Source organism: Aeromonas sp. ASNIH4 (assembly GCF_002934425.1).
Lineage (GTDB): Bacteria > Pseudomonadota > Gammaproteobacteria > Enterobacterales > Aeromonadaceae > Aeromonas > Aeromonas hydrophila.
This window is the reverse complement of record NZ_CP026217.1, coordinates 2549658-2573577: the sequence shown is the minus strand read 5'-3', so window position 1 is coordinate 2573577 and position 23920 is coordinate 2549658. Positions and strand designations below refer to the sequence as shown.

The 23920-nt window shown below is 58.0% G+C and carries 22 protein-coding genes and 3 tRNA genes; 14 read left to right on the top strand and 11 right to left on the bottom strand.

The annotated features are described in order from the left end of the window. Positions 1-54 precede the first annotated feature (54 nt). Positions 55-846, top strand: a complete 792-nt coding sequence (locus C2U40_RS26045) for a hypothetical protein (protein ID WP_158656438.1) — start codon at positions 55-57, stop codon at positions 844-846. Positions 847-1279: 433 nt separating this feature from the next. On the opposite strand, the gene C2U40_RS11795 is transcribed toward C2U40_RS26045, so the two are convergent. The 3 genes from C2U40_RS11795 to C2U40_RS11785 form a co-directional block, all read right to left on the bottom strand. Further along, positions 1280-1355: transfer RNA gene (locus C2U40_RS11795), tRNA-His, on the bottom strand. A 49-nt stretch (positions 1356-1404) separates the two neighbouring features. After that, positions 1405-1481, bottom strand: a tRNA-Arg gene (locus C2U40_RS11790). 36 nt (positions 1482-1517) lie between these two features. Further along, positions 1518-1594: transfer RNA gene (locus C2U40_RS11785), tRNA-Pro, on the bottom strand. A gap of 203 nt (positions 1595-1797) precedes the next feature. Between C2U40_RS11785 and folD the strand changes: the two genes are divergently transcribed. Beyond that, the gene (folD, locus tag C2U40_RS11780) at positions 1798-2661 is read left to right on the top strand and encodes a bifunctional methylenetetrahydrofolate dehydrogenase/methenyltetrahydrofolate cyclohydrolase FolD (protein WP_017411050.1); all 864 of its coding nucleotides are present in this window, start codon (positions 1798-1800) and stop codon (positions 2659-2661) included. A 107-nt stretch (positions 2662-2768) separates the two neighbouring features. On the opposite strand, the gene cspD is transcribed toward folD, so the two are convergent. Continuing rightward, positions 2769-2987, bottom strand: a complete 219-nt coding sequence (gene cspD / locus C2U40_RS11775) for a cold shock-like protein CspD (protein WP_005300025.1) — start codon at positions 2985-2987, stop codon at positions 2769-2771. Between the two features lie 228 nt (positions 2988-3215). Here cspD and clpS point away from each other — a divergent pair, with 228 nt between their 5' ends. Both clpS and clpA read left to right on the top strand, forming a co-directional pair. Further along, on the top strand, positions 3216-3533 hold the full coding sequence (gene clpS, locus C2U40_RS11770) for an ATP-dependent Clp protease adapter ClpS (RefSeq protein ID WP_005300028.1): 318 nt from the start codon (positions 3216-3218) through the stop codon (positions 3531-3533). A gap of 59 nt (positions 3534-3592) precedes the next feature. Continuing rightward, on the top strand, positions 3593-5845 hold the full coding sequence (clpA, locus tag C2U40_RS11765) for an ATP-dependent Clp protease ATP-binding subunit ClpA (RefSeq protein WP_016350452.1): 2253 nt from the start codon (positions 3593-3595) through the stop codon (positions 5843-5845). A gap of 69 nt (positions 5846-5914) precedes the next feature. Here the strand turns inward: clpA and infA are convergent, their stop codons facing one another. The 3 genes from infA to aat all read right to left on the bottom strand — a co-directional run bounded on the left by infA (position 5915) and on the right by aat (position 7623). After that, complete coding sequence (gene infA, locus C2U40_RS11760; protein ID WP_005300033.1) at positions 5915-6133, bottom strand: translation initiation factor IF-1; 219 nt, start codon at positions 6131-6133, stop codon at positions 5915-5917. A 69-nt stretch (positions 6134-6202) separates the two neighbouring features. Beyond that, complete coding sequence (locus C2U40_RS11755) at positions 6203-6919, bottom strand: arginyltransferase (protein ID WP_065477845.1); 717 nt, start codon at positions 6917-6919, stop codon at positions 6203-6205. Beyond that, positions 6916-7623 (bottom strand): leucyl/phenylalanyl-tRNA--protein transferase, encoded by a 708-nt coding sequence (gene aat / locus C2U40_RS11750; protein ID WP_029303253.1) that lies wholly within the window; start codon positions 7621-7623, stop codon positions 6916-6918. Before aat ends, C2U40_RS11755 begins: the two co-directional genes overlap by 4 nt. Positions 7624-7642: 19 nt before the next feature. Between aat and C2U40_RS11745 the strand changes: the two genes are divergently transcribed. Continuing rightward, entirely contained in the window at positions 7643-8113 is a 471-nt protein-coding gene (locus C2U40_RS11745; RefSeq protein ID WP_016350454.1) for a glycine zipper 2TM domain-containing protein, read from the top strand. Positions 8114-8223: 110 nt separating this feature from the next. On the opposite strand, the gene C2U40_RS11740 is transcribed toward C2U40_RS11745, so the two are convergent. Continuing rightward, positions 8224-9471, bottom strand: a complete 1248-nt coding sequence (locus tag C2U40_RS11740) for a response regulator (protein WP_011705738.1) — start codon at positions 9469-9471, stop codon at positions 8224-8226. A gap of 146 nt (positions 9472-9617) precedes the next feature. On the opposite strand from C2U40_RS11740, the gene C2U40_RS11735 reads away from it, so the two are divergent. Beyond that, the gene (locus tag C2U40_RS11735; protein ID WP_081000878.1) at positions 9618-10820 is read left to right on the top strand and encodes an ISL3-like element ISAeme19 family transposase; all 1203 of its coding nucleotides are present in this window, start codon (positions 9618-9620) and stop codon (positions 10818-10820) included. Positions 10821-10840: 20 nt separating this feature from the next. On the opposite strand, the gene trxB is transcribed toward C2U40_RS11735, so the two are convergent. Both trxB and C2U40_RS11725 read right to left on the bottom strand, forming a co-directional pair. After that, positions 10841-11791 (bottom strand): thioredoxin-disulfide reductase, encoded by a 951-nt coding sequence (trxB, locus tag C2U40_RS11730; RefSeq protein WP_103828271.1) that lies wholly within the window; start codon positions 11789-11791, stop codon positions 10841-10843. 604 nt (positions 11792-12395) lie between these two features. Next, positions 12396-12626, bottom strand: coding sequence for an alanine dehydrogenase (locus C2U40_RS11725; protein ID WP_103828270.1), 231 nt, complete (start codon positions 12624-12626; stop codon positions 12396-12398). A gap of 149 nt (positions 12627-12775) precedes the next feature. Between C2U40_RS11725 and lrp the strand changes: the two genes are divergently transcribed. The 8 genes from lrp (at position 12776) to miaE (ending at position 22961) form a co-directional block, all read left to right on the top strand. Then, positions 12776-13267, top strand: a complete 492-nt coding sequence (gene lrp / locus C2U40_RS11720) for a leucine-responsive transcriptional regulator Lrp (RefSeq protein WP_005300047.1) — start codon at positions 12776-12778, stop codon at positions 13265-13267. Positions 13268-13468: 201 nt separating this feature from the next. Next, positions 13469-15991: a DNA translocase FtsK gene (locus C2U40_RS11715; RefSeq protein WP_043163187.1), complete on the top strand. Its 2523-nt coding sequence runs from the start codon at positions 13469-13471 to the stop codon at positions 15989-15991. 77 nt (positions 15992-16068) lie between these two features. Then, entirely contained in the window at positions 16069-16677 is a 609-nt protein-coding gene (gene lolA / locus C2U40_RS11710; RefSeq protein WP_011705742.1) for an outer membrane lipoprotein chaperone LolA, read from the top strand. Between the two features lie 151 nt (positions 16678-16828). Beyond that, positions 16829-18166, top strand: a complete 1338-nt coding sequence (locus C2U40_RS11705; RefSeq protein WP_077095946.1) for a replication-associated recombination protein A — start codon at positions 16829-16831, stop codon at positions 18164-18166. A gap of 339 nt (positions 18167-18505) precedes the next feature. After that, complete coding sequence (gene serS, locus C2U40_RS11695; RefSeq protein ID WP_039214580.1) at positions 18506-19801, top strand: serine--tRNA ligase; 1296 nt, start codon at positions 18506-18508, stop codon at positions 19799-19801. 186 nt (positions 19802-19987) lie between these two features. Further along, complete coding sequence (locus C2U40_RS11690) at positions 19988-20476, top strand: CvpA family protein (protein ID WP_103828269.1); 489 nt, start codon at positions 19988-19990, stop codon at positions 20474-20476. A 21-nt stretch (positions 20477-20497) separates the two neighbouring features. Continuing rightward, on the top strand, positions 20498-22018 hold the full coding sequence (purF, locus tag C2U40_RS11685) for an amidophosphoribosyltransferase (RefSeq protein ID WP_011705746.1): 1521 nt from the start codon (positions 20498-20500) through the stop codon (positions 22016-22018). A gap of 184 nt (positions 22019-22202) precedes the next feature. Further along, the gene (gene miaE / locus C2U40_RS11680) at positions 22203-22961 is read left to right on the top strand and encodes a tRNA isopentenyl-2-thiomethyl-A-37 hydroxylase MiaE (protein WP_103828268.1); all 759 of its coding nucleotides are present in this window, start codon (positions 22203-22205) and stop codon (positions 22959-22961) included. Positions 22962-23104: 143 nt separating this feature from the next. Here the strand turns inward: miaE and C2U40_RS11675 are convergent, their stop codons facing one another. Beyond that, positions 23105-23890 (bottom strand): peptide ABC transporter ATP-binding protein, encoded by a 786-nt coding sequence (locus tag C2U40_RS11675; RefSeq protein ID WP_103828267.1) that lies wholly within the window; start codon positions 23888-23890, stop codon positions 23105-23107. Positions 23891-23920: the final 30 nt, after the last annotated feature.

Sequence of the window (23920 nt, the reverse complement as noted above, 5' to 3'; positions counted from 1 at the left end):
ACATCAGTTTTATAACGTCGACCATAAATATCTTCTTTATGTTAGGAATAATTAATGAAAAGTATTCTCTGTGCCGTCTTTTTTCTTTATCCATTTAGTGAGATAACAGCATGTGAAAACATAAGATTTAATGAAGCACAGAAGAATGAGGAAGTTTTTTATGATGTGTCAAATATTGTCATCAGAGCGAAAGGTCGTACTTTTTTTAATGACCTTCCTCTTGATAAGTGTAAGTCTAAAAAATTCATTATTAATGGGGACAAGGCAATTTCATATGCATCATACAATGGATTTCAATATGTTAGTTATTTAGATCGAAAAGGTGAAGCTCATACAGGGTGGGTTGATTCAGCTCGTATCACCAAAAAAGAAAGACTACTTGAACATTTAAATGTACAAAGAAGTGACTTTTCCATCCACTTCAATGGTTATGACATAAAAGTTGGTGGTGATTACAGTGAAATTATCGAGGCCTTTAATGGGCTCACTGAAATGGATAGTGAAAATAGTTTTGTCGATGAATTTAAAAATATTGATGGCGTAGATTATAAATTTTATCCTCATGACTTTGGCTTCATATATATAGAGTCATCAAATCTTGACTATAATAAACTAAAAAGAGACTTTGATGATTATAGAATAACTAAAGTCATTCTTAAGAAAGATGTTGGGTTTAGTAGTAGAGGAATCTATGTAGGAAGCAAGATGCTTGATGTCATAAAAGTATATGGTGTGCCTGTGTCCAAGAAAGATGGTGCTTTTGCATATATAAGTGATAACTACCTGATGAAATTCTCTGGTTCTGAGGTAGTCAATGAAATAGAGATATCTATCAATCCAATGTAAGAAACCTTTAGTTAGTATTTCTTTACAGCTCTACTTACTACCAGACGCGGATCTCAAACCGGTATCTTTTTATGCGGCTTTAGTGTGCTCTTCTTTCGGTATCAAATTCAGAATTTTCTTGAATATGTGGTAGGAGGGGGTGTTTTTCTATTATTCTGCTCAGATGTGGCCGCTGCTTGAGTAGCATTCCGAATAACGCTCCAAGTCTTACTATATCAATCCCCATCGATTCATGCCAAGTTGTTCTCCCTTTGATACCCACAAGGTCTGGTACGGGTTACTGGCAACCGTCATCATCAATGTTGATGCCTTTTAGAGTGTCACTTGTGCGACCAGTTGCGGGCTTTTTTCAGTAACGGTCATAACATTGGGAGACTGTTTATGTCTACTGGATTGAAATAGATAAGATTGGATGTTTTCTGAAAGGAGATAATGGGGTGGCTGATGGGGCTCGAACCCACGACAACCGGAATCACAATCCGGGACTCTACCAACTGAGCTACAGCCACCACTGAAAATATCCATTAATGCGTGCATCGGAGAAATGCATGTCATCAATGGCGCGCCCTGCAGGATTCGAACCTGCGACCCACGGCTTAGAAGGCCGTTGCTCTATCCAACTGAGCTAAGGGCGCATTGCCTCGACAAGCCTGGCGGCATGTCGAAAAACCTGGTCGGTGATAAAGGATTCGAACCTTTGACCCTCTGGTCCCAAACCAGATGCGCTACCGGGCTGCGCTAATCACCGAAAATCTCGTTTCCAGCATAGCGACAGCGGCTGTACTGGGCAACGGGCCGGCATCATACCCAAGCGGGAAAGCCAGCGTCAACGAATTTTTCCACCAATGAATTCAAATGCCTACTTATTGCCCTCCATGCGAGAGCCGCTAACACCCGTGGCAAAAAAATGCGACAATGCGCGGCAGTTGAACACATGGTGAGTGAAGAACGATGTCTGCCAAAATCATTGATGGAAAACAGGTTGCGCAAACGATTCGCAATCAGGTCGCAGCGCAAGTCCAACAGCGGTTGGCACAAGGAAAACGGGCGCCGGGCTTGGCGGTGATCTTGGTCGGGGTGGATCCTGCCTCGCAGGTCTATGTCGGCAGCAAACGGCGCGCCTGTGAAGAGGTGGGCTTTATCTCCCGCTCTTACGATCTGGATGCGACGGCGAGCCAGGAAGAGTTGCTGGCACTGATCGATAAGCTGAATGAAGACGCAGACGTTGACGGTATTCTGGTGCAGCTCCCTTTGCCAGCTCACTGCGATACGACCCAGGTATTGGAGCGTATTCGCCCCGACAAGGACGTGGATGGTTTCCATCCTTACAACGTGGGTCGGCTGGCACAGCGTATTCCGGCACTGCGCCCCTGTACGCCCAAAGGCATCATGACGCTGATTGAAGCGACTGGTGTTAAAACGCACGGTTTGCATGCGGTAGTAGTCGGGGCATCCAACATCGTCGGCCGGCCAATGACGCTGGAGCTGCTGCTGGCAGGTTGTACTACCACCACCTGTCACCGTTTCACCCAGGATCTGGAAGATCAGGTTCGCCGTGCCGACCTGCTGGTGGTGGCGGTTGGCAAACCCAACTTCATTCCGGGTGAGTGGGTCAAACCGGGGGCGCTGGTGATCGACGTGGGCATCAATCGATTGGCAGACGGCTCTTTGGTCGGTGACGTTGAGTTTGAGACCGCTCGCAATCATGCCTCCTTCATCACGCCTGTACCGGGTGGGGTTGGCCCCATGACGGTTGCCAGCCTGATGGAAAATACCCTGAGCGCCTGTCAGGACTATCACGACAACGCGCAATGATCTCCTTGTAGTCTGCTCGGGGGAACGAACTTCTCCTGTAAATCGCAGCAATAAAAAAACCGGCAACCTTGCGGCTTGCCGGTTTTTTTATTTATCCAGTTCGACTCTTACATGTTCTGTGCTTCGTTTGGCACAATGACAGAGGCGTGATTGCCTTTCGGCCCCTGTTGCAGTTCAAAGTTGACTGCTTGACCTGCTTTCAACGTCTTGTAGCCTTCCATTTGTATCGTGGAGTAGTGGGCGAAGATATCTTCACCGCCTCCTTCCGGACAGATAAACCCAAATCCTTTTGCGTTGTTAAACCACTTGACTGTTCCGGTTGCCATACATCTACATCCTTTTATTGATTACCTTGAAGTCGTTGAGTAACCTGCGCCAGCCCTTTATAACTAGTAACATAGCCCATAGCAGACGGGCGCCGATTAGCAAGTAACCAATCTAGTCTAACTTTTGAGCGAGTCAAGGAGTTGTTAACAACTGATGTGATCTGGTTAACAAGTCTATTGACAATCTTGTGTTAGGCGGTAGTAATCTAGAGGTACCAAAGCGCGATTATGAGCAAGCAGAAAGAACTCTTTGCTAATGAAGAGATTGCAGAAGCAGAGAAAACCAAGCTGCAACCGCCACCCATGTACAAGGTCGTCTTGAACAACGACGACTACACACCGATGGAGTTCGTGGTGGAGGTGCTGCAAAAGTTCTTTGGTATGGATTTGGACAAGGCCACTCAGGTGATGCTGAGCGTGCATTATAGTGGTAAGGGAGTCTGTGGCACGTTCACCGCCGAGATTGCCGAAACCAAAGTGGTCCAGGTCAACACCTATGCACGTAACAACGAACATCCACTGCTGTGTACCATGGAAAAGGCTTGAATCTGATGACTTGATGGCGATGACGACACCACATTGTTGCTGTACTAGGGGAGGTGCCTATGTTGAATAAAGATCTAGAAAAGACGCTGAACGAGGCTTTCAAACTGGCCCGTGACGAGCGCCACGAATTCATGACTGTCGAGCACCTGTTGTTAGCCCTGCTGGATAACAGCTCAGCCCATGAGGCGCTGAGTTCTTGTGGTGCTGACGTGGAGCTGATGCGCAAAGAGATCAGCGCATTCATCAGTCAAACAACCCCACTAATTCCCCGTGACGATGAAGATCGTGAAACCCAGCCCACACTGGGCTTCCAGCGGGTGCTGCAACGCGCCGTGTTTCATGTCCAATCATCGGGCAACACGGAAGTCAGTGGTGCCAACGTGCTGGTTGCCATTTTCAGCGAGCAGGAGTCCCAGGCCGCTTACTTCCTGAAAAAAGCCGAGATCAGCCGGCTGGACGTGGTCAACTTCCTCTCCCATGGCGTGCGCAAAGACAGTAAGCCGGACAACAGCAACAACAATGCCGAGTCCGACGACGATGTGTCTGCCGCCCAGATAGAAAGCTTTGCCACCAACCTCAATCAGCTGGTGCTGGAAGGGCGTATCGATCCGCTCATCGGGCGGGATCAGGAACTTAACCGTACCATCCAGGTGCTCTGCCGCCGTCGCAAGAACAACCCCTTGCTGGTTGGTGAAGCCGGGGTAGGCAAGACGGCCATCGCCGAAGGGCTGGCCTATCGTATCGTCAAGGGCGATGTGCCCGAGGTGATTGCGGGCAGCACCATTTATTCCCTGGACATGGGCTCGCTGCTGGCGGGAACCAAGTATCGCGGCGATTTCGAGAAGCGCCTCAAGGTGCTGCTCAAGCAGATCGAGCGCCAGGAAGGGGCGATCCTGTTCATCGACGAGATCCACACCATCATAGGGGCAGGGGCGGCCTCCGGTGGTCAGCTGGATGCGGCCAACCTCATCAAGCCGCTGCTCTCCAATGGTTTGCTGCGTTGTGTCGGCTCCACCACCTATCAGGAATATTCCCAGATCTTTGAGAAGGACCGTGCTCTGGCGCGTCGTTTCCAGAAGATCGATATCGTCGAGCCCAGCGTGGATGATACCACCCGCATCCTGATGGGACTCAAGAGCCGCTATGAGGCTCACCACGGGGTACGTTATACCGTCAAGGCCATCCGCGCCGCGGTGGAGCTCTCTGCCAAGTACATCAATGATCGCCATCTGCCTGACAAGGCGATCGACGTGATTGACGAGGCCGGCGCCGGGCAACGGCTGCTGCCGGCGAGCAAGCGCAAGAAAGTGATCAATGTGCAGGAGATCGAAGCCATTGTTGCCAAGATTGCCCGCATCCCGGAGAAATCAGTCTCCTCTTCCGACAAGGAAGTGCTGAAGAATCTGGAGCGCAATCTCAAGATGGTGGTATTTGGTCAGGACAAAGCCATCGAGGTGCTGACCGATTCCATTCGTTTGTCACGTTCGGGCTTGGGCAATGAGCGTCGCCCGGTGGGTTGCTTCCTGTTTGCCGGCCCGACTGGGGTGGGCAAGACCGAGGTCACTCAGCAGTTGGGCAAGGCGCTCGGCGTCGAGGTGCTGCGTTTTGACATGTCGGAGTACATGGAACGCCACACCGTCTCTCGCCTGATCGGGGCACCTCCCGGCTATGTGGGCTTTGAGCAGGGTGGACTCCTGACCGACTCGGTACTCAAGCATCCGCACTCAGTGGTGCTGCTGGACGAGATCGAAAAAGCGCACCCGGATGTGTTCAACTTGCTGCTGCAGGTGATGGACAACGGCACCCTGACCGACAACAACGGGCGCAAGGCGGATTTTCGCAACGTGATCCTGGTGATGACCACCAACGCCGGCGTGCAGGAGACCCAGCGCAAATCCATCGGCTTCCAGCAACAGGATATGAGCCACGATGCCATGGCGGTGATCAACAAGACGTTCAGCCCGGAGTTTCGCAACCGGCTCGATCACACCATCTGGTTCAACCATCTGGATATGCAGGTGATACATCAGGTGGTCGACAAGTTCATCGTCGAGTTGCAGGTACAACTGGATGCCAAGGGTGTGTCTCTTGAAGTGTCCGAGGGTGTCCGCCACTGGTTGGCCGAGAAGGGATATGACAGGGCCATGGGAGCAAGACCCATGGGGCGGGTCATCCAGGAACACCTCAAGAAACCCCTTGCCAATGAGATCCTGTTCGGATCTTTGGTCGATGGGGGGGTAGTGAAGGTTGAGTTGATAAATGACAGCCTCAGCTTTGACTATCAGGTCAATGTTGAAGCTGTTTCCCACTAAGCCTGGCGCTGTTGGAAAACCACAAAAAACCCCAACCGGAAGGTTGGGGTTTTTTGCTGAATTCCTGGCTTAGCGAGAGCGGAAAACAATACGTCCCTTGGAGAGATCGTACGGAGTCAGAGCTACCGTTACTTTGTCCCCAGTCAGGATACGGATGTAGTTTTTGCGCATCTTGCCGGAAATATGAGCGATAACCACGTGACCATTCTCCAGTTCCACACGGAACATGGTATTGGGCAGGGTTTCGAGAATAGTGCCCTGCATCTCAATACTGTCTTCTTTAGCCATTGAATCCTCTTGATAAGCCACAACAAAAAATCTGCTGGATCATGCCGGATTTAAGGCTATGTGTAAAGTTTACTCGGGCTTGCTGTCGATATTTTTCCATTCCCCCTGTATCAACCGTTCATGGGGCAGATACTGGCGCTTGTAATTCATCTTGCGGCACTCCTCCACCAGATAGCCCAGATATAGCCAGCTGCGGCCGGTTCTTCTGGCCAGTTCCAGTTGACTCAGAATGGCGAAGGTACCGAGGGAACGATCGGCATGGGCCGGGTCGAAAAAGGTGTACATGGCGCTGAGGGAATGGGGCAGCAGATCCGTGGTAGCGACCCCGATCAGCCGGTTATCCTTGCGCATTTCCAGATAGAGGGGCGGCATCCAGTCACAGTGCAGGAAGCCCTTGTACTGGGTGCGGCTGGGGGGATACATGCTGCCGTCATGATGGCGTTCGCGAATGTAGCGCTCATAGAGCTGGTAGTACTCTGGCTTGTCGTCGTAGCTGAGTACCAGTTCGATATCCTGATTGAGCTGGCGGATCCGCTTCTGGCTGCGGCTTGGCACGAAGTGCTCGCTGTGGATGCGCAGGGACTGGCAGGCATTGCAGGCCGGGCAGTGGGGACGATAAATGTCGTTGCCGCTGCGCCGAAAGCCGGCCGTCAGCAGCCGTTCGTAGCCGCTGGCATTGAGCAGGCTGTGATCCATCAACACCAGCAATTGCTCCTGCTCATGACCCAGATAGCTGCATTGGTGCTTCGGGGTCAGTCCTACCTTGAGGATCACTTCTTCGGTCATAACAGAATGCTCCCCGTTTGCCAGCAATTGGCCGCCAGCGGTTGTCGGCTCAGTTGTGCCAGCGTCGTCAAAAATTGGCGTCTCGGCCACTCTTCTATTCCCAGGGTGGCCAAAAAATCGTTCTGCATCTGGCAATCGATCAAGGCGCCATCATGGCGGGCGAAGTGCCGGCAGAGGGCCACCATGGCCAGTTTGGCGCCGTTGTCGATACGACTGAACATGGACTCGCCGCAGAACACCCGGCCGAGGGAGAGACCATAGAGGCCGGCTTGCAACTGGCCCTCCTGCCAGATCTCGATGGAGTGGGCATGGCCAAGGCGGTGCAATTGTCGATAGGCGTCGATCATGGGTGTGCTAATCCAGGTTCCACTGGCACTGCGACGGGGCGCGGCGCAGGCCGCTATAACCTCATTAAAGGCGCGATCGATGGAAATATCGAATGAGGTACCACGGATAAATTTGCGCAGGGTGCGACCGATGTGCAGCTGTTCAGGCCGGATGACGCCTCTGGGATCAGGTGACCACCACAGCAGCGGCTGGTGGGGTTCATTCCACGGGAAGATCCCCTTGTGGTAAGCTGCCAGCAAGCGGGCAGGGGAGAGATCCCCGCCGATCGCCAGCAGGCCGTTGGGTTCCTCCAGGGCATGCTCGGGGTCGGGAAACCAGCACAGCTCATCATCCAATTGGGTAAGATAGCGAGACATAAGGTAACGAGGTTCATAGATGAAGGCCATTATCCTGATAGTATCCAGCTTGTTTTGCTTTGTCACTGCGCCCGCCTGGGCGCAGGTCTACGAGCGCAATACGGCAAGACCCGTGAATCAGGTGGTGTTTGGCCAGGTCGAGACGGTGCGCAACATCACCCAGCGCCAAATTCTGGAATCAGAACACTCCGGCTGGAAAACCCTGGGGGGCGCCGTCCTGGGCGGTCTGCTTGGCAACCAGTTTGGTGGCGGTCATGGCCGTGAAATCGCTACTGCGGTCGGCGCATTGGCGGGGGCGGCCGCGGCGCAGCAGTATCAATCGGGCGGCAGCGTGGTGGAGAACAAGCTGGTAGAGCTGCTTATTCGCAACGAGCAAAACGGGCTGGTGAACGTCATTCAGGATTACGATCCGGCCATGGTGTTCATGAACGGCGACAAGGTGCGCATCCTCTATTTCGACGATGGCGTGCGGGTCGACAAGACCTATTGAAGCAGGCGCTGGCTCAGGCGGTCATCAAGGGGGGAGAAGTGACCCGACACGCTGCCGGCTGGGCAAGCTGTCGGGCGGGTACTACACGGAGAACATCTGGCGAGGTAACGTCAGGCCGATGAGTCCTGCGACACTATCTTGTCACGGCCGGTGTTCTTTGCCTGATAGAGCAGGCGATCCGCCTCGCTCAGTGCCTCGTCCATGGAACCGCGCCCGACCTTGATCACGCCGAAACTGGCGCGTACAAACAGCGGCGTCTCCCTGGACAGCGGTTGCTGGCGCATCTGCTGGCGCAGCCCCTCCAGCCGTTTGAGCAGCACCGGCACGGTGCAGTGGGGCACCATCAGGGCAAACTCCTCGCCACCGAAACGGGCGATCATGGCATCGGGGAAGAACTGGGTGAGCAGCCGGGTGAGGTGGCAGAGCAGCTGATCGCCGATGGCATGACCCCAGTGATCGTTCACCTGCTTGAAGTGATCCACATCGAGCACGCACAGCGCAAGCGGCGTCTCCTGACGCTGGTGTTCCTCGAACCATTTCTGTCCTTCATTGAACCAGTAGCGCCGGTTGTAGAGCCCGGTCAGGTAGTCGCGATTGGCCGACTCCTGGATGCTGTTGAACTGCTCCAGCGCTTCCAGGTTGTGGCTGACCCGGCATTGCAGCTCTTCCGGTTCGAACGGTTGGTTGAGGAAGTCGTTGGCGCCCTGCTTGAGGTAGCGGGCGGAGAGGCCGCGCTTGTCCGACACCGAGATGCCGATGATGGCGAGCTGCTGCTTGCTGTAACGCTCGCGCAGCATGCGCACCAGGCTGATCCCGTCAATTTCTGGCATGTAGTAGTCGACCAGTACCAGCCGAATGGCCGGGTTCTGTTCGAGCTGGGCCAGGGCCTCGCGGGCGTGGCTCGCCTCATGCACCTGCAGCAGCTGCTTGCGCAACTGGGCCATGGTGCGGTGGCGGGAGGTGCGTGAATCATCGACCACCAGCACTTCAATGCGCTGGTTGAGGTAGAGGCGATGAACCAGGCTGACGGCGTATTGCAGGGAGTGGCGTGAATCCTTCATCACATAGTCCAGCACCCCAGCCTCCAGCCAGGCTGCGCGCTTCTCCTCGCTGATATCGGCAGTGAGGATCACCACCGGCAAGCCTCGCTCCAGCAATACCTTGACCGCTTCCCCGCTGGGGGCATCCGGCAGGGTCAGATCCACCAGAGCCACCACGTACTCTTCTCCCCGACAGTGGCGGGCACCCTCCAGGGTATCGAATGCATCGATCTCCAGCCCGGTTTGCTGGGCAATGGCCTGGATCAGCATCCGTCGAATGGTCAGACTGTCCTCGACTATCAATATTTTCTGTTTCATCCGGCTCCTTAAAGTAAAAAGGCATGCCTCGCGGCATGCCTTTTATATGGTTCTTCGCGGGATCTTGGGGAAGTGGAAGTTGACAGACAGGGTGCTGGTAAACTGGCTGTCTCCAAACACACCACCACCATCACCCTGCTGTCGCCGTGCATCATATTGATATTGCCTCCTTCTGGCCAGGTTATACCGTCATCGCCCAAGCGCTTTCTGCCAACCATCACACCCTGTTTACCCTTGAGCCTCGCGCCGACTTCTTGCCCCGTTGTCGCCGATGCCTGCAACCCACGCCATTGATCCACGACCAACGTATCCGCCGGGTGCGTGAGCGAGACCTATTTGACCGACAAGTCTGGTTACAACTGCCTGTTCGCCGCGTCGACTGTCTGCGCTGTGGTCGCGTCAGTGAACATATCGACTGGCTCCCCTCTGGCTCCCGCCTCACCCGGCGCATGCAGTGCTGGATTGAAGCGCTCGTTCAGTACCTCCCCATCCGCCATGTCAGCCAGCTCACCGGGGTCGGTTGGCACACCATCAAGGAGATCGACAAGCGCCGTTTGCAGACCAGTGTGGGCACCATCGAACTTGGGGAGGTGCGGCGGCTGGTGATGGATGAGTTTGCCCTGCACAAGGGACACCGCTATGCCACCGTGATCATGGATGCCGAGCGAACCCGCGTCCTGTGGGTGGGGCACGGCAACAGCCGGGCCGCTATCCGTCCCTTCTTCGAGCAGCTCGGCGAGCGATGCCAGCAGATTGAAGCGGTGGCGATGGACATGAACACGGCGTTCGACCTGGAGGTGAAGCAACACTGCCCGCAGGCGGAGGTGGTCTACGACCTGTTCCACGTGGTGGCTCGCTATGGCCGAGAGGTGGTGGACCGGGTGCGAGTGGAGCAGGCGAATGCACTGAAAAGCGATAAACCGGCGCGAAAAGTGGTCAAAAGTGCGCGTTGGTTGCTGCTACGTAATCGGGCGAAGTTGAGTGAAAAACAGGATGTGAAGTTGCAGGAGCTGTTGGCGGCGAATCAACCGCTGGCGATGGTGTACGTGCTGAAAGAGGGGTTGAAGGGCATCTGGTATGCGCCGAGCGTGTGGGAAGGATGGCGACGATGGCGGAGCTGGATGCGGCAGGTGAAGGAAAGCGGGCTAGCGCCGCTGCAACGATTTGGTCGAAATTTATCGAAATATATGCGGGGGATCCTGGCGAGTGCAAACTACCCGATGCACACGAGTGTGCTGGAAGGGGTGAACAACAAGATCAAAGTGATAAAGCGTATGGCATATGGATTTAGGGACTCAGAATACTTTTTTCTGAAAATCAAGGCGGCCTTCCCCGGAAAGCCGCGATGAACCTTTTATATCCCTTGTGCTTATTGCGCGTCCAGATAGCGCTCGGCATCGAGGGCGGCCATACAGCCGGTGCCGGCCGAGGTGATGGCCTGGCGGTAGGTGTGGTCAGCCACATCACCGGCGGCAAATACCCCTTCGATGCTGGTCTGGGTGGCGAAGCCGTCGAGGCCGCCACGCACCTTCAGATAGCCGTTCTGCATATCCAGCTGGTCGGCGAAGATCTGGGTATTGGGCTGGTGACCGATGGCGATGAAGACGCCCATCAGTGGTAGGTCGGTGGTGGTGTCGTTCTGGGTGTTGCGCAGACGCACGCCGGTCACCCCCATGTCGTCGCCCAGCACTTCGTCCAGAGTCTGGTGGGTGTGCAGCACGATATTGCCGCTGGCCACCTTGTCGTGCAGACGCTTGATCAGGATCTTCTCGGCGCGGAACTCGTCGCGACGGTGAATGAGGTGCACCTTCTTGGCGATGTTGGCCAGATAGAGCGCCTCTTCCACGGCGGTGTTGCCGCCGCCGACCACGGCGACTTCCTGATTGCGATAGAAGAAGCCGTCACAGGTGGCGCAGGCGGAGACGCCGCGGCCCTTGAAGGCCTCTTCGGAAGGCAGGCCCAGATACTTGGCGGAGGCACCGGTGGCGATGATCAGCGCGTCACAGGTGTATTCACCGTTGTCGCCCTTGAGACGGAACGGACGCTGGGTCAGCTGCACTTCATTGATGTGATCGAACAGGATGCGGGTGTCGAACTTCTCCGCATGCTCTTTCATGCGCTCCATCAGGACCGGACCGGTCAGACCCTCGGGGTCACCGGGCCAGTTCTCCACTTCGGTGGTGGTAGTCAGCTGACCGCCTTGCTGCATGCCAGTGATGAGCAGCGGATTGAGGTTGGCACGGGCGGCATAGACGGCGGCAGTGTAACCCGCCGGGCCTGACCCCAGGATCAGCAGTTTGCTATGAGTGACTTGGCTCATGATGTGATTTCCGAGACGTGATGAGTTTGCGCGATTGTAGGTAATTCGTGATAAGGGGTCAAAGGCCAGTGAGTCGATTGCATCAATCGGCTGGCGGGGTGGGAGGAGGGTAAGAAAGATCTGAAAACATGCCCTGTCGCGGAAGGCTCTTCAACCGGGCGTGGCGCGCCTTGATAAGGAGCACAATGGCTCTCTCGCCATGGTGATGTGAGAGGTGGCGCTTGGTATCCGCTGGCGCTTCCCGAACGTGGCGCGCATTCCTATTGCTAAGGTGGGGAAGGGCGTTGGCAGCCGCGTTTGCCTGCGGGCGCTGCCCGCCCGGCTGATCCTGTCCGCTGGTGTGGCGGCGATATAGGCGCGATTGACAAGTTTTGGCGCAGTGGCCCTCGCTGCAGACTGCTTTGCAGCACAGCGCCTCAGGCCATGGTTGCCTCATTAGTGCGGGGGGCAGCTAATCAGGCTGCGCATTGACATGAGGGGGGATCTCGCTGGGGTGGCCGCTCCCCCGATGGGCACATTCATGATGGCGACCCCAGTTATCGTACAGGGCGAATACCAAATCATTGCCGGGCAGTTGCGATGAAGACGCAGGGAGGGGGAGCCGTTATGTTTTGAGTCTGATGGATACGCTGGCCGCGGTGAAAATTGCTGCAATGCAGGACAAAATAGCGGCAGTGGCAGCGCGATAATCTGCACCACCTGAATCAATGCCGCTTCCTGCGCCGCTTTGGGCGAAAACAGTATGGTTTCGTGCTGTCAGTTCACGTACACTGGCCACAGCCATGCCTACGCGGTATTCATGGTTTTTTATTTCTTTAGGTACACCGATAATCATGCTATCCCTCGACTATCGATTGGTGGTTTATGTTGCAAGCTAGTTTGGCAACATTTGCGCCTTGCATATTCAGGTATTGACAGGATTTGTGACCATAATTATAAAATGACTGGTGATTCTTACCAAAAAATAGCCAAAGGATGGAATAAATGATGGAAGCTAAGAGTCGGCTAAAGGATTTGGACAGGATTGACCGCAACATTCTGAATGAGCTGCAAAAGGATGGCAGAATTTCGAACGTTGAGTTGTCCAAACGAGTTGGCCTGAGTCCTACACCGTGTCTGGAACGGGTTCGTCGCCTCGAGCGACAAGGGTATATCGAAGGGTATGCCGCCATTCTGAACCCTCATTATCTGGACGCGTCTCTGCTGGTATTCGTGGAAATTACCCTCAATCGCGGTGCCCCCGATGTGTTTGAACAGTTCAACAAGGCTGTTCAGGTGCTCGAGGAGATCCAAGAGTGCCATCTGGTCTCCGGCGATTTCGACTATCTGCTCAAGACCCGAGTCAGCGACATGTCGGCCTATCGCCGTCTGCTGGGGGAAACCCTGCTGCGTCTGCCCGGTGTCAACGACACTCGCACCTATGTGGTGATGGAAGAGGTCAAACAGAGCAGTCGTCTGGTGATCAGCACCCGTTGAGTCGGGTTATGCTGTGGCTTGCCAGCCTTGCGACAAGTCACGACATTCAGAAACGAGCGGCCGGTCCGCTCGTTTCTTCTTATCGAGTCGGTTGTGAATATGGCCGCCACGCCAGGCACGGGCTGACAACCGGTGGGCTTTTCAGGGATACTAGGCCCCCTTATCCCCCTGCATTACATGTTTTCAGAAAGGAGCCGGAGTTTGGCCGATAAAAAGCTGTTTACTCCTTTATCAGGTACACAACGGATCTTCGAAGCCGTCTTGATCGCCATCACCCTGATGGCTGCCTATCTCTTGCTTGCCCTGTTGTCCTACCACCCCGCCGATCCCGGTTGGTCCCAGACCTCCTGGCAAGGGGAGGTGAAAAACCTCGCCGGCAGCGCGGGGGCCTGGCTCGCCGACATCACCATGTTTACCTTCGGGGCGTTTTCCTATCTGGTTCCCCCCCTGGTCGTCCTGCTGGGCTGGAGCCTGTTCTGGCGTCCAAGCCGGCTGCTTGATGTGGATTACCTCACCCTGTCGGTGCGCATCGTCGGCTTCGTGCTGACCGTGCTCGGCATGTCCGCCATTGCCAGCATGAACTTCAATGATCTGCAGAATTTTTCCGCCGGCGGCCTGGTGGGGGACGTGATCTCCTCCGCCGTGGTGCCGCTGTTTGGCGGGGTCGGTGCCAACCTGATGCTGCTCTGCTTCGTGGCCACCGGCATCACCCTGTTCACCGGCTGGTCCTGGCTGACCATCGTCGAGCGGATCGGGGCCGCCTGCACCGGTTCGGTCAGCGCCGTTTACCATTTTCCCACCACCCTTGGCCGCTGGCTGACCGGTGGCTGGCGCCAGCCGCGCGTTGAGGGGCCGGATCCCTTGCTGGAAGGGGGCGTGGGGGCCATCGAACTCGATGACGAGGAAGATGAACCGCACTCCAGCTGGACCCGTCGTCCCAAGGAAAAAGCCGCAACCAAGAGCCAGAAGGCCAAGTCCGATGAGTGGCTGCCCGAGCTTGATGAGGATACCTTCCAGTTCGATCCGCAGTTTGACGATGAAGATGACGAGCCGGCCCCCGTGGCCAAGGCCAAGCGAGCAGCCACCAACGGCGCTCGTCGTCAGCCAGCCCTGGTCACGGCCGATGACGAGGACGATGATCTGGATCTGCCCTGGGCGGAAGGAGATGAGGAGGCGCCAGCACCGGCGGCTCCCACGCCCGGCAAGCCCAAGCGCCGCCTGCAACCTGGGCTGCCACCCTTGCCCAGCATCGAGCTGCTGGACCGTCCGCCCGCCAAGACCCAGATGATGAGCAAGGACGAGCTGGAGCGCATGGGCCGACTGGTGGAGGCGAAACTGGCCGACTACAACGTGCAGGCCAAGGTGGTGGGTGTCTATCCAGGCCCCGTCATCACCCGTTTCGAGCTGGATCTGGCGCCTGGCATGAAGGCGAGCAAGATCACCAACCTCTCCCGCGATCTGGCCCGCTCTCTGTCGGCCAGCAGCGTGCGGGTGGTGGAAGTGATCCCGGGCAAGACGTTCGTCGGGATCGAGCTGCCCAACAGGGTGCGTCAGACCGTCTACCTGCGCGAGACCCTCGACTGCGAGGCGTTCTCGGGCAGCCGCAACCCGCTCACCATGGGGCTGGGTCAGGACATTGCCGGCGAACCCGTGGTGGTGAACCTCGCCAAGATGCCCCACCTGCTGGTGGCCGGTACCACCGGCTCCGGTAAGTCGGTGGGGGTGAACACCATGATCATCTCCATGCTCTACAAGTCGACGCCGGACGATCTGCGCTTCATCATGATCGACCCCAAGATGCTGGAGCTGTCGGTCTACGAGGGGATCCCCCATCTGCTGACCGAGGTGGTGACCGACATGAAGGACGCCGCCAACGCCCTGCGCTGGTGCGTGGGCGAGATGGAGCGTCGCTACAAGCTGATGTCGGCGGTCGGGGTGCGCAACCTCAAGGGCTACAACGACAAGGTGCTGGCGGCCATCGAGGAGGGAGAACCCCTGCTGGATCCGCTGTGGCGTCCAGGCGACTCCATGGATCAGATGCCGCCTGAGCTGGAAAAGCTGCCCCATATAGTCGTGGTGGTGGACGAGTTTGCCGACATGATGATGATCGTCGGCAAGAAGGTGGAGGAGCTGATCGCCCGTATCGCCCAGAAGGCGCGGGCGGCCGGTATCCACCTGATCCTGGCGACCCAGCGTCCGTCGGTGGATGTCATTACCGGTCTCATCAAGGCCAACATCCCGACCCGTATCTCGTTCCAGGTGTCGAGCAAGATCGACTCCCGTACCATCATCGATCAGGGCGGCGCCGAATCCCTGCTCGGCATGGGCGACATGCTCTACATGCCGGCCGGTACCTCCAACCCGACCCGGGTGCACGGTGCCTTTGTCGATGACCACGAGGTGCACAAGGTGGTTGCGGACTGGAAACTGCGCGGCGAGCCGAACTACATCGAGGAGATCCTCTCCGGTGAATCCGGCGGCGAGGGCGGCAGCGGCGAATATGGCGGTGGTGACGACGAAGAGCTCGACCCCCTGTTCGACGAGGCGGTGGCCTTCGTGGTGGAGTCGCGCCGCGGCTCGACCTCCAGCGTGCAGCGCAAGTTCAAGATCGGTTACAACCGGGCGGCCCGTCTCATCGAGCAGATGGAAAACCAGGGCATCGTCAGCGCCCCGGGCGGCAATGGTCAGCGCGACGTGCTGGCCCCGCCACCGGTACGGGACTAAGCCTCACCCCTCTATCATCCTGGCCATGCCCCCTGCGGGCGTGGCCTTTTATCGAGATAGCCGTTATGAAAAGCATGATGAAAAAACAACTGTTGATGGGCACTGTGCTGCTGGTTGCCAGCAGCCAGGTGTGGGCCGATGCGGCCAGCGATCTCAAGCAGAAGCTGGCGGGGGTGAGCCTCTTCTCCGCCAAGTTTGCCCAGACCGTCTATGACAGCAAGGGCAAGGAGCTGCAGCGTGCCGGCGGCGATCTGCTGGTGCAGCGCCCCAATCGCTTCAACTGGCACACCACCTCGCCGGACGAGAGCCTGATCGTGGCCGATGGCAAGGATGTCTGGGTCTATGATCCCTTCGTCGAGCAGGTGACCGCCCTCAAGATGAAGGATGCCGTGCTCAACACCCCCTTCGTGCTGATCGCCGGCAACGACAACAGCCTCTGGAAGAACTATGACGTGACCCAGGAAGGGGACGTCTACACCGTCACCAGTCGCAATCAGGACGAGCTGATCGCCTCCTTCCGCATCACCTTCGACAGGCAGAACAACATCAGCCGCTTCGACGTGAAAGAGGCCCAGGGCCAGTGGAGCGAGTTCACCCTGAGCAACTTCAACCGCAAGCCGGTGCTCAAGGGCAACGAATTTGTCTTCAAGATCCCGAAGGGGGTCGCGCTGGACGATCAGCGCTGATGAGTAGGCGGTCGCTGGATTTCTGGTCGGTCCGTCTGCCAACGGCGACGGGCATGACGCTGGGGTCAATACTGATGAGTAACCTCTTGTTGGATGTCTCGTCGGCCCGTTTTTCCATGGCGGTGTGCGTGATACTGAACGGTCAATACAGATGAGCAACTTGTCGCTGGATTTCTCGTCGGACTTTCGTCCGCTGGCGGCCCGGATGCGGCCGCAAACCCTCGAGCAATACATCGGTCAGCAACATATCCTGGGGCCTGACAAGCCCCTGCGCAAAGCGATCCTGGCCGGCCATTGCCACTCCATGATCCTGTGGGGGCCTCCCGGCACCGGCAAGACCACGCTGGCCGAGCTGATGGCGCACTACTGCCAGGCCGAGGTCGAGCGGCTCTCGGCGGTCACCTCCGGTATCAAGGAGATCCGCGCCGCCATCGACAAGGCCAAGGAGAACAGCTGGCGCGGGGTGCGTACCATCCTGTTCGTGGACGAGGTGCACCGTTTCAACAAGAGCCAGCAGGACGTGTTCCTGCCTCACATCGAAGACGGCACCATCACCTTCATCGGCGCCACCACCGAAAACCCCTCGTTCGAACTCAACAACGCGCTGCTCTCCCGAGCCAGGGTCTATCTGCTCAAGCGACTGGAGGAGGAGGACATCCTCACCCTGATCGATCAGGCGATGCAGGACGCTCGCGGGCTCAATGATCCGGCGCTGACCTTCGCCCCCGGGGTGAAGGAAGCGCTGGCCAAGGCGGTGGATGGGGATGGGCGCAAGTCCCTCAACTACCTGGAGCTGCTGGCCGACATGGCCGAGCCCGACGGCAGCGGCCAGAAGCTTATCGACAGCACCCTGCTGGCCGCCGTGGTGGGGGAGCACGTGGCGCGCTTCGACAAGGGGGGCGATCACTTCTACGACCTCATCTCGGCGGTGCACAAGTCCATTCGCGGCTCGGCGCCGGATGCGGCGCTCTACTGGTATGCCCGCATGGTGAGCGCCGGTTGCGATCCGCTCTATATTGCGCGCCGGCTGCTGGCGATTGCCTCCGAGGATGTGGGCAATGCTGACCCCCGTGCCATGCAGGTGGCGCTCTCGGCCTGGGATTGTTTCCACCGCATCGGACCGGCGGAAGGGGAGCGGGCCATCGCCCAGGCGATCGTCTATCTCGCCTGCGCGCCCAAGAGCAATGCGGTCTACACCGCCTGGAAGGCGGCGCTTCACGATGCCAAGAACCTGCCGGATTTCGAGGTGCCGCCGCACCTGCGCAACGCACCGACCAAGCTGATGAGCGAGCTGGGCTATGGCGCCGAGTACCGTTACGCCCACGACGAGCCAGGTGCCTATGCCGCCGGCGAGCAGTACTTCCCGCCCGAGCTGGCCGGCAAGCAGTACTATCAGCCCACCGAGCGTGGGCTGGAGAAGCAGATAGCCCAGAAGCTCGACTATCTGCATGAGCTGGATCGGCAGAGCCCGCGGCAACGGGACAAATAGTGATGCAATGGCGGCTGGTAGCGAGCCTCTCCCGGGTCTGCCTTGCCGGGTTGCGCGTTAATTGGTCAGCCGATTTGATCCAGGTCGTCATCCCCCGGAAAACAGGGCAAAACGGGCGCAATAGTCCCTGTTCGGGCGGGGGGGCGGTCTGATACACTGGCCCTCTGACCCCGCTTGTCTTGGCCTGGTGCCATCTTCTTGATTTCGAAGGCCTGCTCACCATAGGCCCGATTCTGAAAGACGACAGGGGTGCGCCAACCGATGTTAACTTCCGGATCTGTTTTCCAGCCCGTCATGATGACTCAGGCCCAGATCCCATTTTAAAAAAGTAGGTAAACCATGCTGGATCCCAAATATCTGCGCAGCGATATCGCCGAAGCTGCCGCTCGTCTGGCGACACGTGGCTACGTTCTGGACGTAGCGGCTGTCAATGCTCTGGAAGAGAAACGCAAGGATCTGCAGTCCCGTACCCAGGAGCTGCAGGCCGAGCGCAACGCCCGCTCCAAATCCATCGGTGAGGCTGCCCGTCGCGGCGAAGATGTTGCCCCGCTCAAGGCCGAGGTCACCAAGATCAACGAAGAGCTCGAGACCAGCAAGGTCGAGCTGGATGCCCTGCTGGCCGAGCTGAAGGTCATCGCGGACGCCATCCCCAACCTGCCGAGCGACACCACCCCGGTTGGCCGTGACGAGAACGACAACGTGGAAGTGCGCCGCTGGGGCACCCCGCGCGAGTTCAGCTTCCCGGTACGCGATCACATCGATCTGGGTGAAGCGGCCAAGGGCGTTGACTTCAAGAATGGCGTCAAGCTCTCCGGCTCCCGCTTCGTGGTGATGAAGGGCCAGATTGCCCGTCTGCACCGTGCCCTGGCCCAGTTCATGCTGGATCTGCACACCCTGCAGCACGGCTACACCGAGTGCTACGTGCCCTATCTGGTCAACCCGGACAGCCTGTACGGTACCGGCCAGCTGCCGAAGTTCTCTCAGGACCTGTTCAATACCGGCATCGACGGCGAAGGGGAAGAAGAGGGCAAGGTTCGCAAGTTCTCCCTGATCCCGACCTCCGAAGTGCCGCTCACCAACATGGCCCGCGACGAGATCTTCGACGAGCAGGAACTGCCCATCAAGATGACCGCCCACAGCCCCTGCTTCCGTTCCGAAGCCGGCTCCTACGGTCGTGATACCCGTGGCCTCATCCGCATGCACCAGTTCGACAAGGTCGAGATGGTCCAGCTGGTGCACCCTTCGAGCTCCTGGGAAGCGCTGGAAGAGATGGCGGGTCACGCCGAGAAGGTGCTGCAACTGCTGGAGCTGCCGTATCGCGTGATGGCGCTCTCCACTGGTGACATGGGTTTCTGCGCCGCCAAGACCTACGATCTGGAAGTGTGGTTGCCGGCCCAGAACACCTACCGCGAAATCTCCTCCGTCTCTAACTGTACCGACTTCCAGGCGCGCCGCATGCAGGCTCGCGTGCGCATCGATGGCAAGCCGCAGCTGCTGCACACCCTGAATGGCTCCGGTCTGGCAGTGGGTCGCACCCTGGTGGCGGTGATCGAGAACTACCAGCAGGAAGACGGCCGCATCGCCATCCCGGCGGCGCTGCAATCCTACATGGGCGGCCTGACCCACATCGGGTAAGCGCTCATTGCAGACGACAACGCCATGGCATGCCATGGCGTTGTGCATTCTGGCGTCGGTCAACCGTTTCAATGGGCCGTGAATGCGCTGGTTCGCCGCCTGTTTGAACCGTTAACACATTTTTATCAAGCAATGCGCAATCGTTTTTGTTAGACTGCGCCGCAATTTCGCAGGACATCTTTTTCTATGGTCTGGATTGATTACGCCATCATCGGCATCGTCGGTTTTTCTGCTCTCATCAGCCTGGTGCGCGGCTTCGTCAAGGAGGCCATGTCCCTTGTCACCTGGTTCGTCGCCTTCTTCATCGCCAGCCATTTCTATTCGGATCTCGCCATCTACTTCACCTCCTTCAGCGACCCGCTGGTGCGCAACGGCCTGGCCATCGCCGCCCTGTTCGTGGCGACCCTGATCCTCGGCAGCGTGGTGAACTACGTGGTGGGACTGCTGGTGGACAAGACGGGGCTGTCCGGCACCGATCGGGTGCTTGGCATCTGTTTTGGCGCTATTCGCGGGGTACTGATCGTCAGTGCCCTGCTTTTTTTCATGGATACCTTCACCAACCTCTCCCAGAGCGACTGGTGGGTGGCGTCCAAGCTGGTGCCCGAGTTCAAGCCGGTCATCCAGTGGTTTTTCGGGTTCATGCTGAACTCATCGAGTTTTCTTAAACAGGTATAGTGACTTCGAGGTAGCAAAGACATGTGTGGTATTGTCGGTATAGTTGGCACCACCCCCGTCAATCAGGCCCTCTACGACGCCTTGACGGTGTTGCAGCACAGGGGACAGGATGCCGCCGGGATCGTGACCATTGACAGTGGAAACTTCCGGCAACGCAAGGCCAACGGCCTGGTGAAGGACGTGTTTGAAGTGCGTCACATGCAGCGCTTGAAAGGGCATATCGGCATAGGGCATGTCAGATATCCCACCGCAGGCAGCTCCAGTGCCGCTGAAGCCCAACCTTTTTACGTGAACTCCCCCTACGGCATGGTGCTGGCCCACAACGGCAACCTCACCAACGCCAAGGAGCTCAAGGAGCAGCAGTTCAAGGTGGCCCGTCGCCACATCAACACCACTTCGGACTCCGAGGTGCTGCTGAACGTGCTGGCGCACGAGCTGGATCTCTGTGACAAGATGGCGCTGCGCCCGGAAGACATCTTCTCGGCGGTGCGCAAGGTGCACCAGCAGATCCGCGGTGCCTATGCCGTGGTCTCCCTGGTGATCGGCCACGGTCTCATCGGTTTTCGCGACCCCAACGGCATTCGCCCGCTGATCCTGGGCCGCCGGGTCGACGAGCAGGGGCAGGTGGAGTACATGCTCGCCTCCGAGAGCGTGGCGCTCGATGCCATCGGTTTCGAGACAGTGCGCGACGTCGCGCCGGGGGAGGCCATCTACATCACCGAGCAGGGCCAGCTCTTCTCCGAGCAGTGTGCGGAGAACCCGCAGATGAGCTCCTGCATCTTCGAATATGTCTACTTCGCTCGCCCTGATTCGTGCATCGACAAGGTGTCGGTTTATGCCGCCCGCCTCAACATGGGTCGCAAGCTGGGCCAGAAGATTGCCCGCGAGTGGGAAGATCTCGACGTGGACGTGGTCATCCCCATCCCCGAGACCTCCTGCGACGTGGCGCTGGAGATCGCCCACACCCTGGACTTGCCGTACCGTCAGGGCTTTGTGAAGAACCGCTACATCGGCCGTACCTTCATCATGCCGGGCCAGACCCAGCGCAAGAAGTCGGTGCGCCGCAAGCTCAATGCCATCAGCTCCGAGTTCAAGGGCAAGAAGGTATTGCTGGTGGACGACAGCATAGTGCGCGGCACCACTTCCGAGCAGATCATCCAGATGGCCCGTGAGGCGGGGGCAGCCAAGGTCTACTTCGCCTCGGCGGCGCCGGAAATTCGCTTCCCCAACGTCTACGGCATCGACATGCCCACCGCCAACGAGCTGATCGCCCACGGCCGGGAAGTGGAAGAGGTGTGCAAGCTGATTGGCGCCGACGGCCTCATCTTCCAGGATCTGGAAGATCTGGAAGCGGCGGTGCGGGAGATCAACCCCGAACTGCGCCACTTCGAGACCTCGGTGTTCAACGGCCACTACGTCACCTCCGACGTGGATCAATCCTACCTCGACCACCTCAACGCCATGCGCAGCGATGACAACAAGGCGGTGCGCGAGTGGCAGGAAGGCACCAGCAACCTGGAAATTTTTAACGAAGGCAGTTAAACGTTTTCCACGCTGGGGTGTTGCAACGAGATGGGGGCCTTGGCCCCCATTGTTGTTTCCGCTCGCCGAAAAGGGCCCGTATCTGCTTGAAAAAGCAGCGTTTGTACCCGCAGCTATGGGCAGTGGCGGCGGGATCCGCTAGCATGGGCCGCCGCCGTATCAACCCGAACAGACGAGAATTCAGATGGATGACCTGCTAGCCCCCGTGCGCCAGTTTTTGCACTGCGAGACCCCGGATGCGTGGATCGAGATGGCGCGGGATCCCGCCTGGCTGCCGACCCTGCTCATCGATCACGCCAACTGCGAGAACAAGGCCGCGCTCACCGCTCACAGCCTGGTGCGCCGCTACTGTCTGCCCAAGGGCAAGCGTCATCTGTTGCCCAAGCTGGAGTTCTATCGGGAACTGGACGCGATTCCGGAGAAGGCCGAGATCCTGGGCAAGCGCAGCATGGGGGAGTCTGAACGCTCGGTCTTTGCCGAGCTGGATCGCAATCCGCTGCTGTTTCCCATGGTGCGGCTCATCCAGGAGGAGCTGCATCACTTCGAGCAGGTGCTGGAGATCATGCAGGCCCGCGACATTCCCTATGGCCCGGTGACCGCCTCCCGCTATGCCCGCAACCTGATGCAGCATGTGCGTACCCACGAGCCCGCCACCATCGTCGACAAGCTGATCATCGGCGCCTATATCGAGGCGCGCTCCTGTGAGCGGTTTGCCAAGCTGGCACCCTATCTGGACGAGGAGCTGGGCCGTTTCTACGTCTCCTTGCTGCGCTCCGAGGCGCGCCACTATCAGGATTACCTCGCGCTGGCCGAGCAATATGCGGGGGAGGACATCAGTGAACGGGTGGCCTTCTTCGGCCAGGTGGAGGCGGAGCTGATCCGCTCGCCGGATCCGCAGTTCCGGTTCCATAGCGGTCTTCCTGTCAGATCTGACAGTTGTTGACGGGCAGGGCGCTGCCTACCATTGCAGCGTTCCTACTACGAGCGACGCATTCATTTTTGAGCGCAATTCCCGGCCCCTGAGCCGGGATTTTTTTGTCTCTTTTTCAGGCGTGAAAGCGGCGGGCAAGAGCCGGCGGGCGCGGATCAGCGGCGGTATTCGTTGTTGTAGTTCTGGATGAGGCGCCGGGTCACCTCGTGCTGGGGATCGGCGAACACCTTGAGGGTCTTGCCGCGCTCCACCACCCGCCCTTCGTGCATCACCAGCACCTCGTCGCTGATGTGGCTCACCACCCCCAGATCGTTGGCCACCAGCACATAGCTCAGCCCCATGGTCTCCTGCATCTCCAGCAGCAGGTTGATGATCTGCGAGCGCACCGAGATATCCAGGGTAGAGAGCGCCTCGTCGGCCACCACGATCTTGGGGTTGAGGATCAGCGCCCGTGCCAGCGCCACCCGCTGCTGCTGACCGGCGGAGAGCATCTGCGGATAGAAGAGGGCGTGGTCGGCCAGCATGCCCACCATGCGCAGGGTCTGCACCACCTTGTCGTGGCGCTCCTCCTCGGTCATCTCGGTGTTGAGGCGCAGCGGCGTCTCCAGGATCTGGCCGACCCGGATCTTGCGGTTGAGGGAGGAGTTGGGGTCCTGGAAGATCATTCGCAGCAGCTTGCAGCGGGTCTGATAGTCGCCGTGGATCATCGGCTGCCCCTCGATGGCGATCTCGCCACCGCTCGGCTCTATCATGCCCGCCAGAATGCGGGCCAGGGTGCTCTTGCCGGAGCCGGCCTCGCCGACGATGGCCAGGGTCTGGCCCACCTCGAGATCAAAGGAGAGCGGTTTGATGGCTTCCACCGCCCGGCGTCGAAACAGGCCGGTGCGGTTCTGATAGGTCTTGCACAGGCCCCTGACCTGCAACAGGGAGGGTTCGATCACTGTCCTGGCTCCTTGGTGAGAAGGCATGCT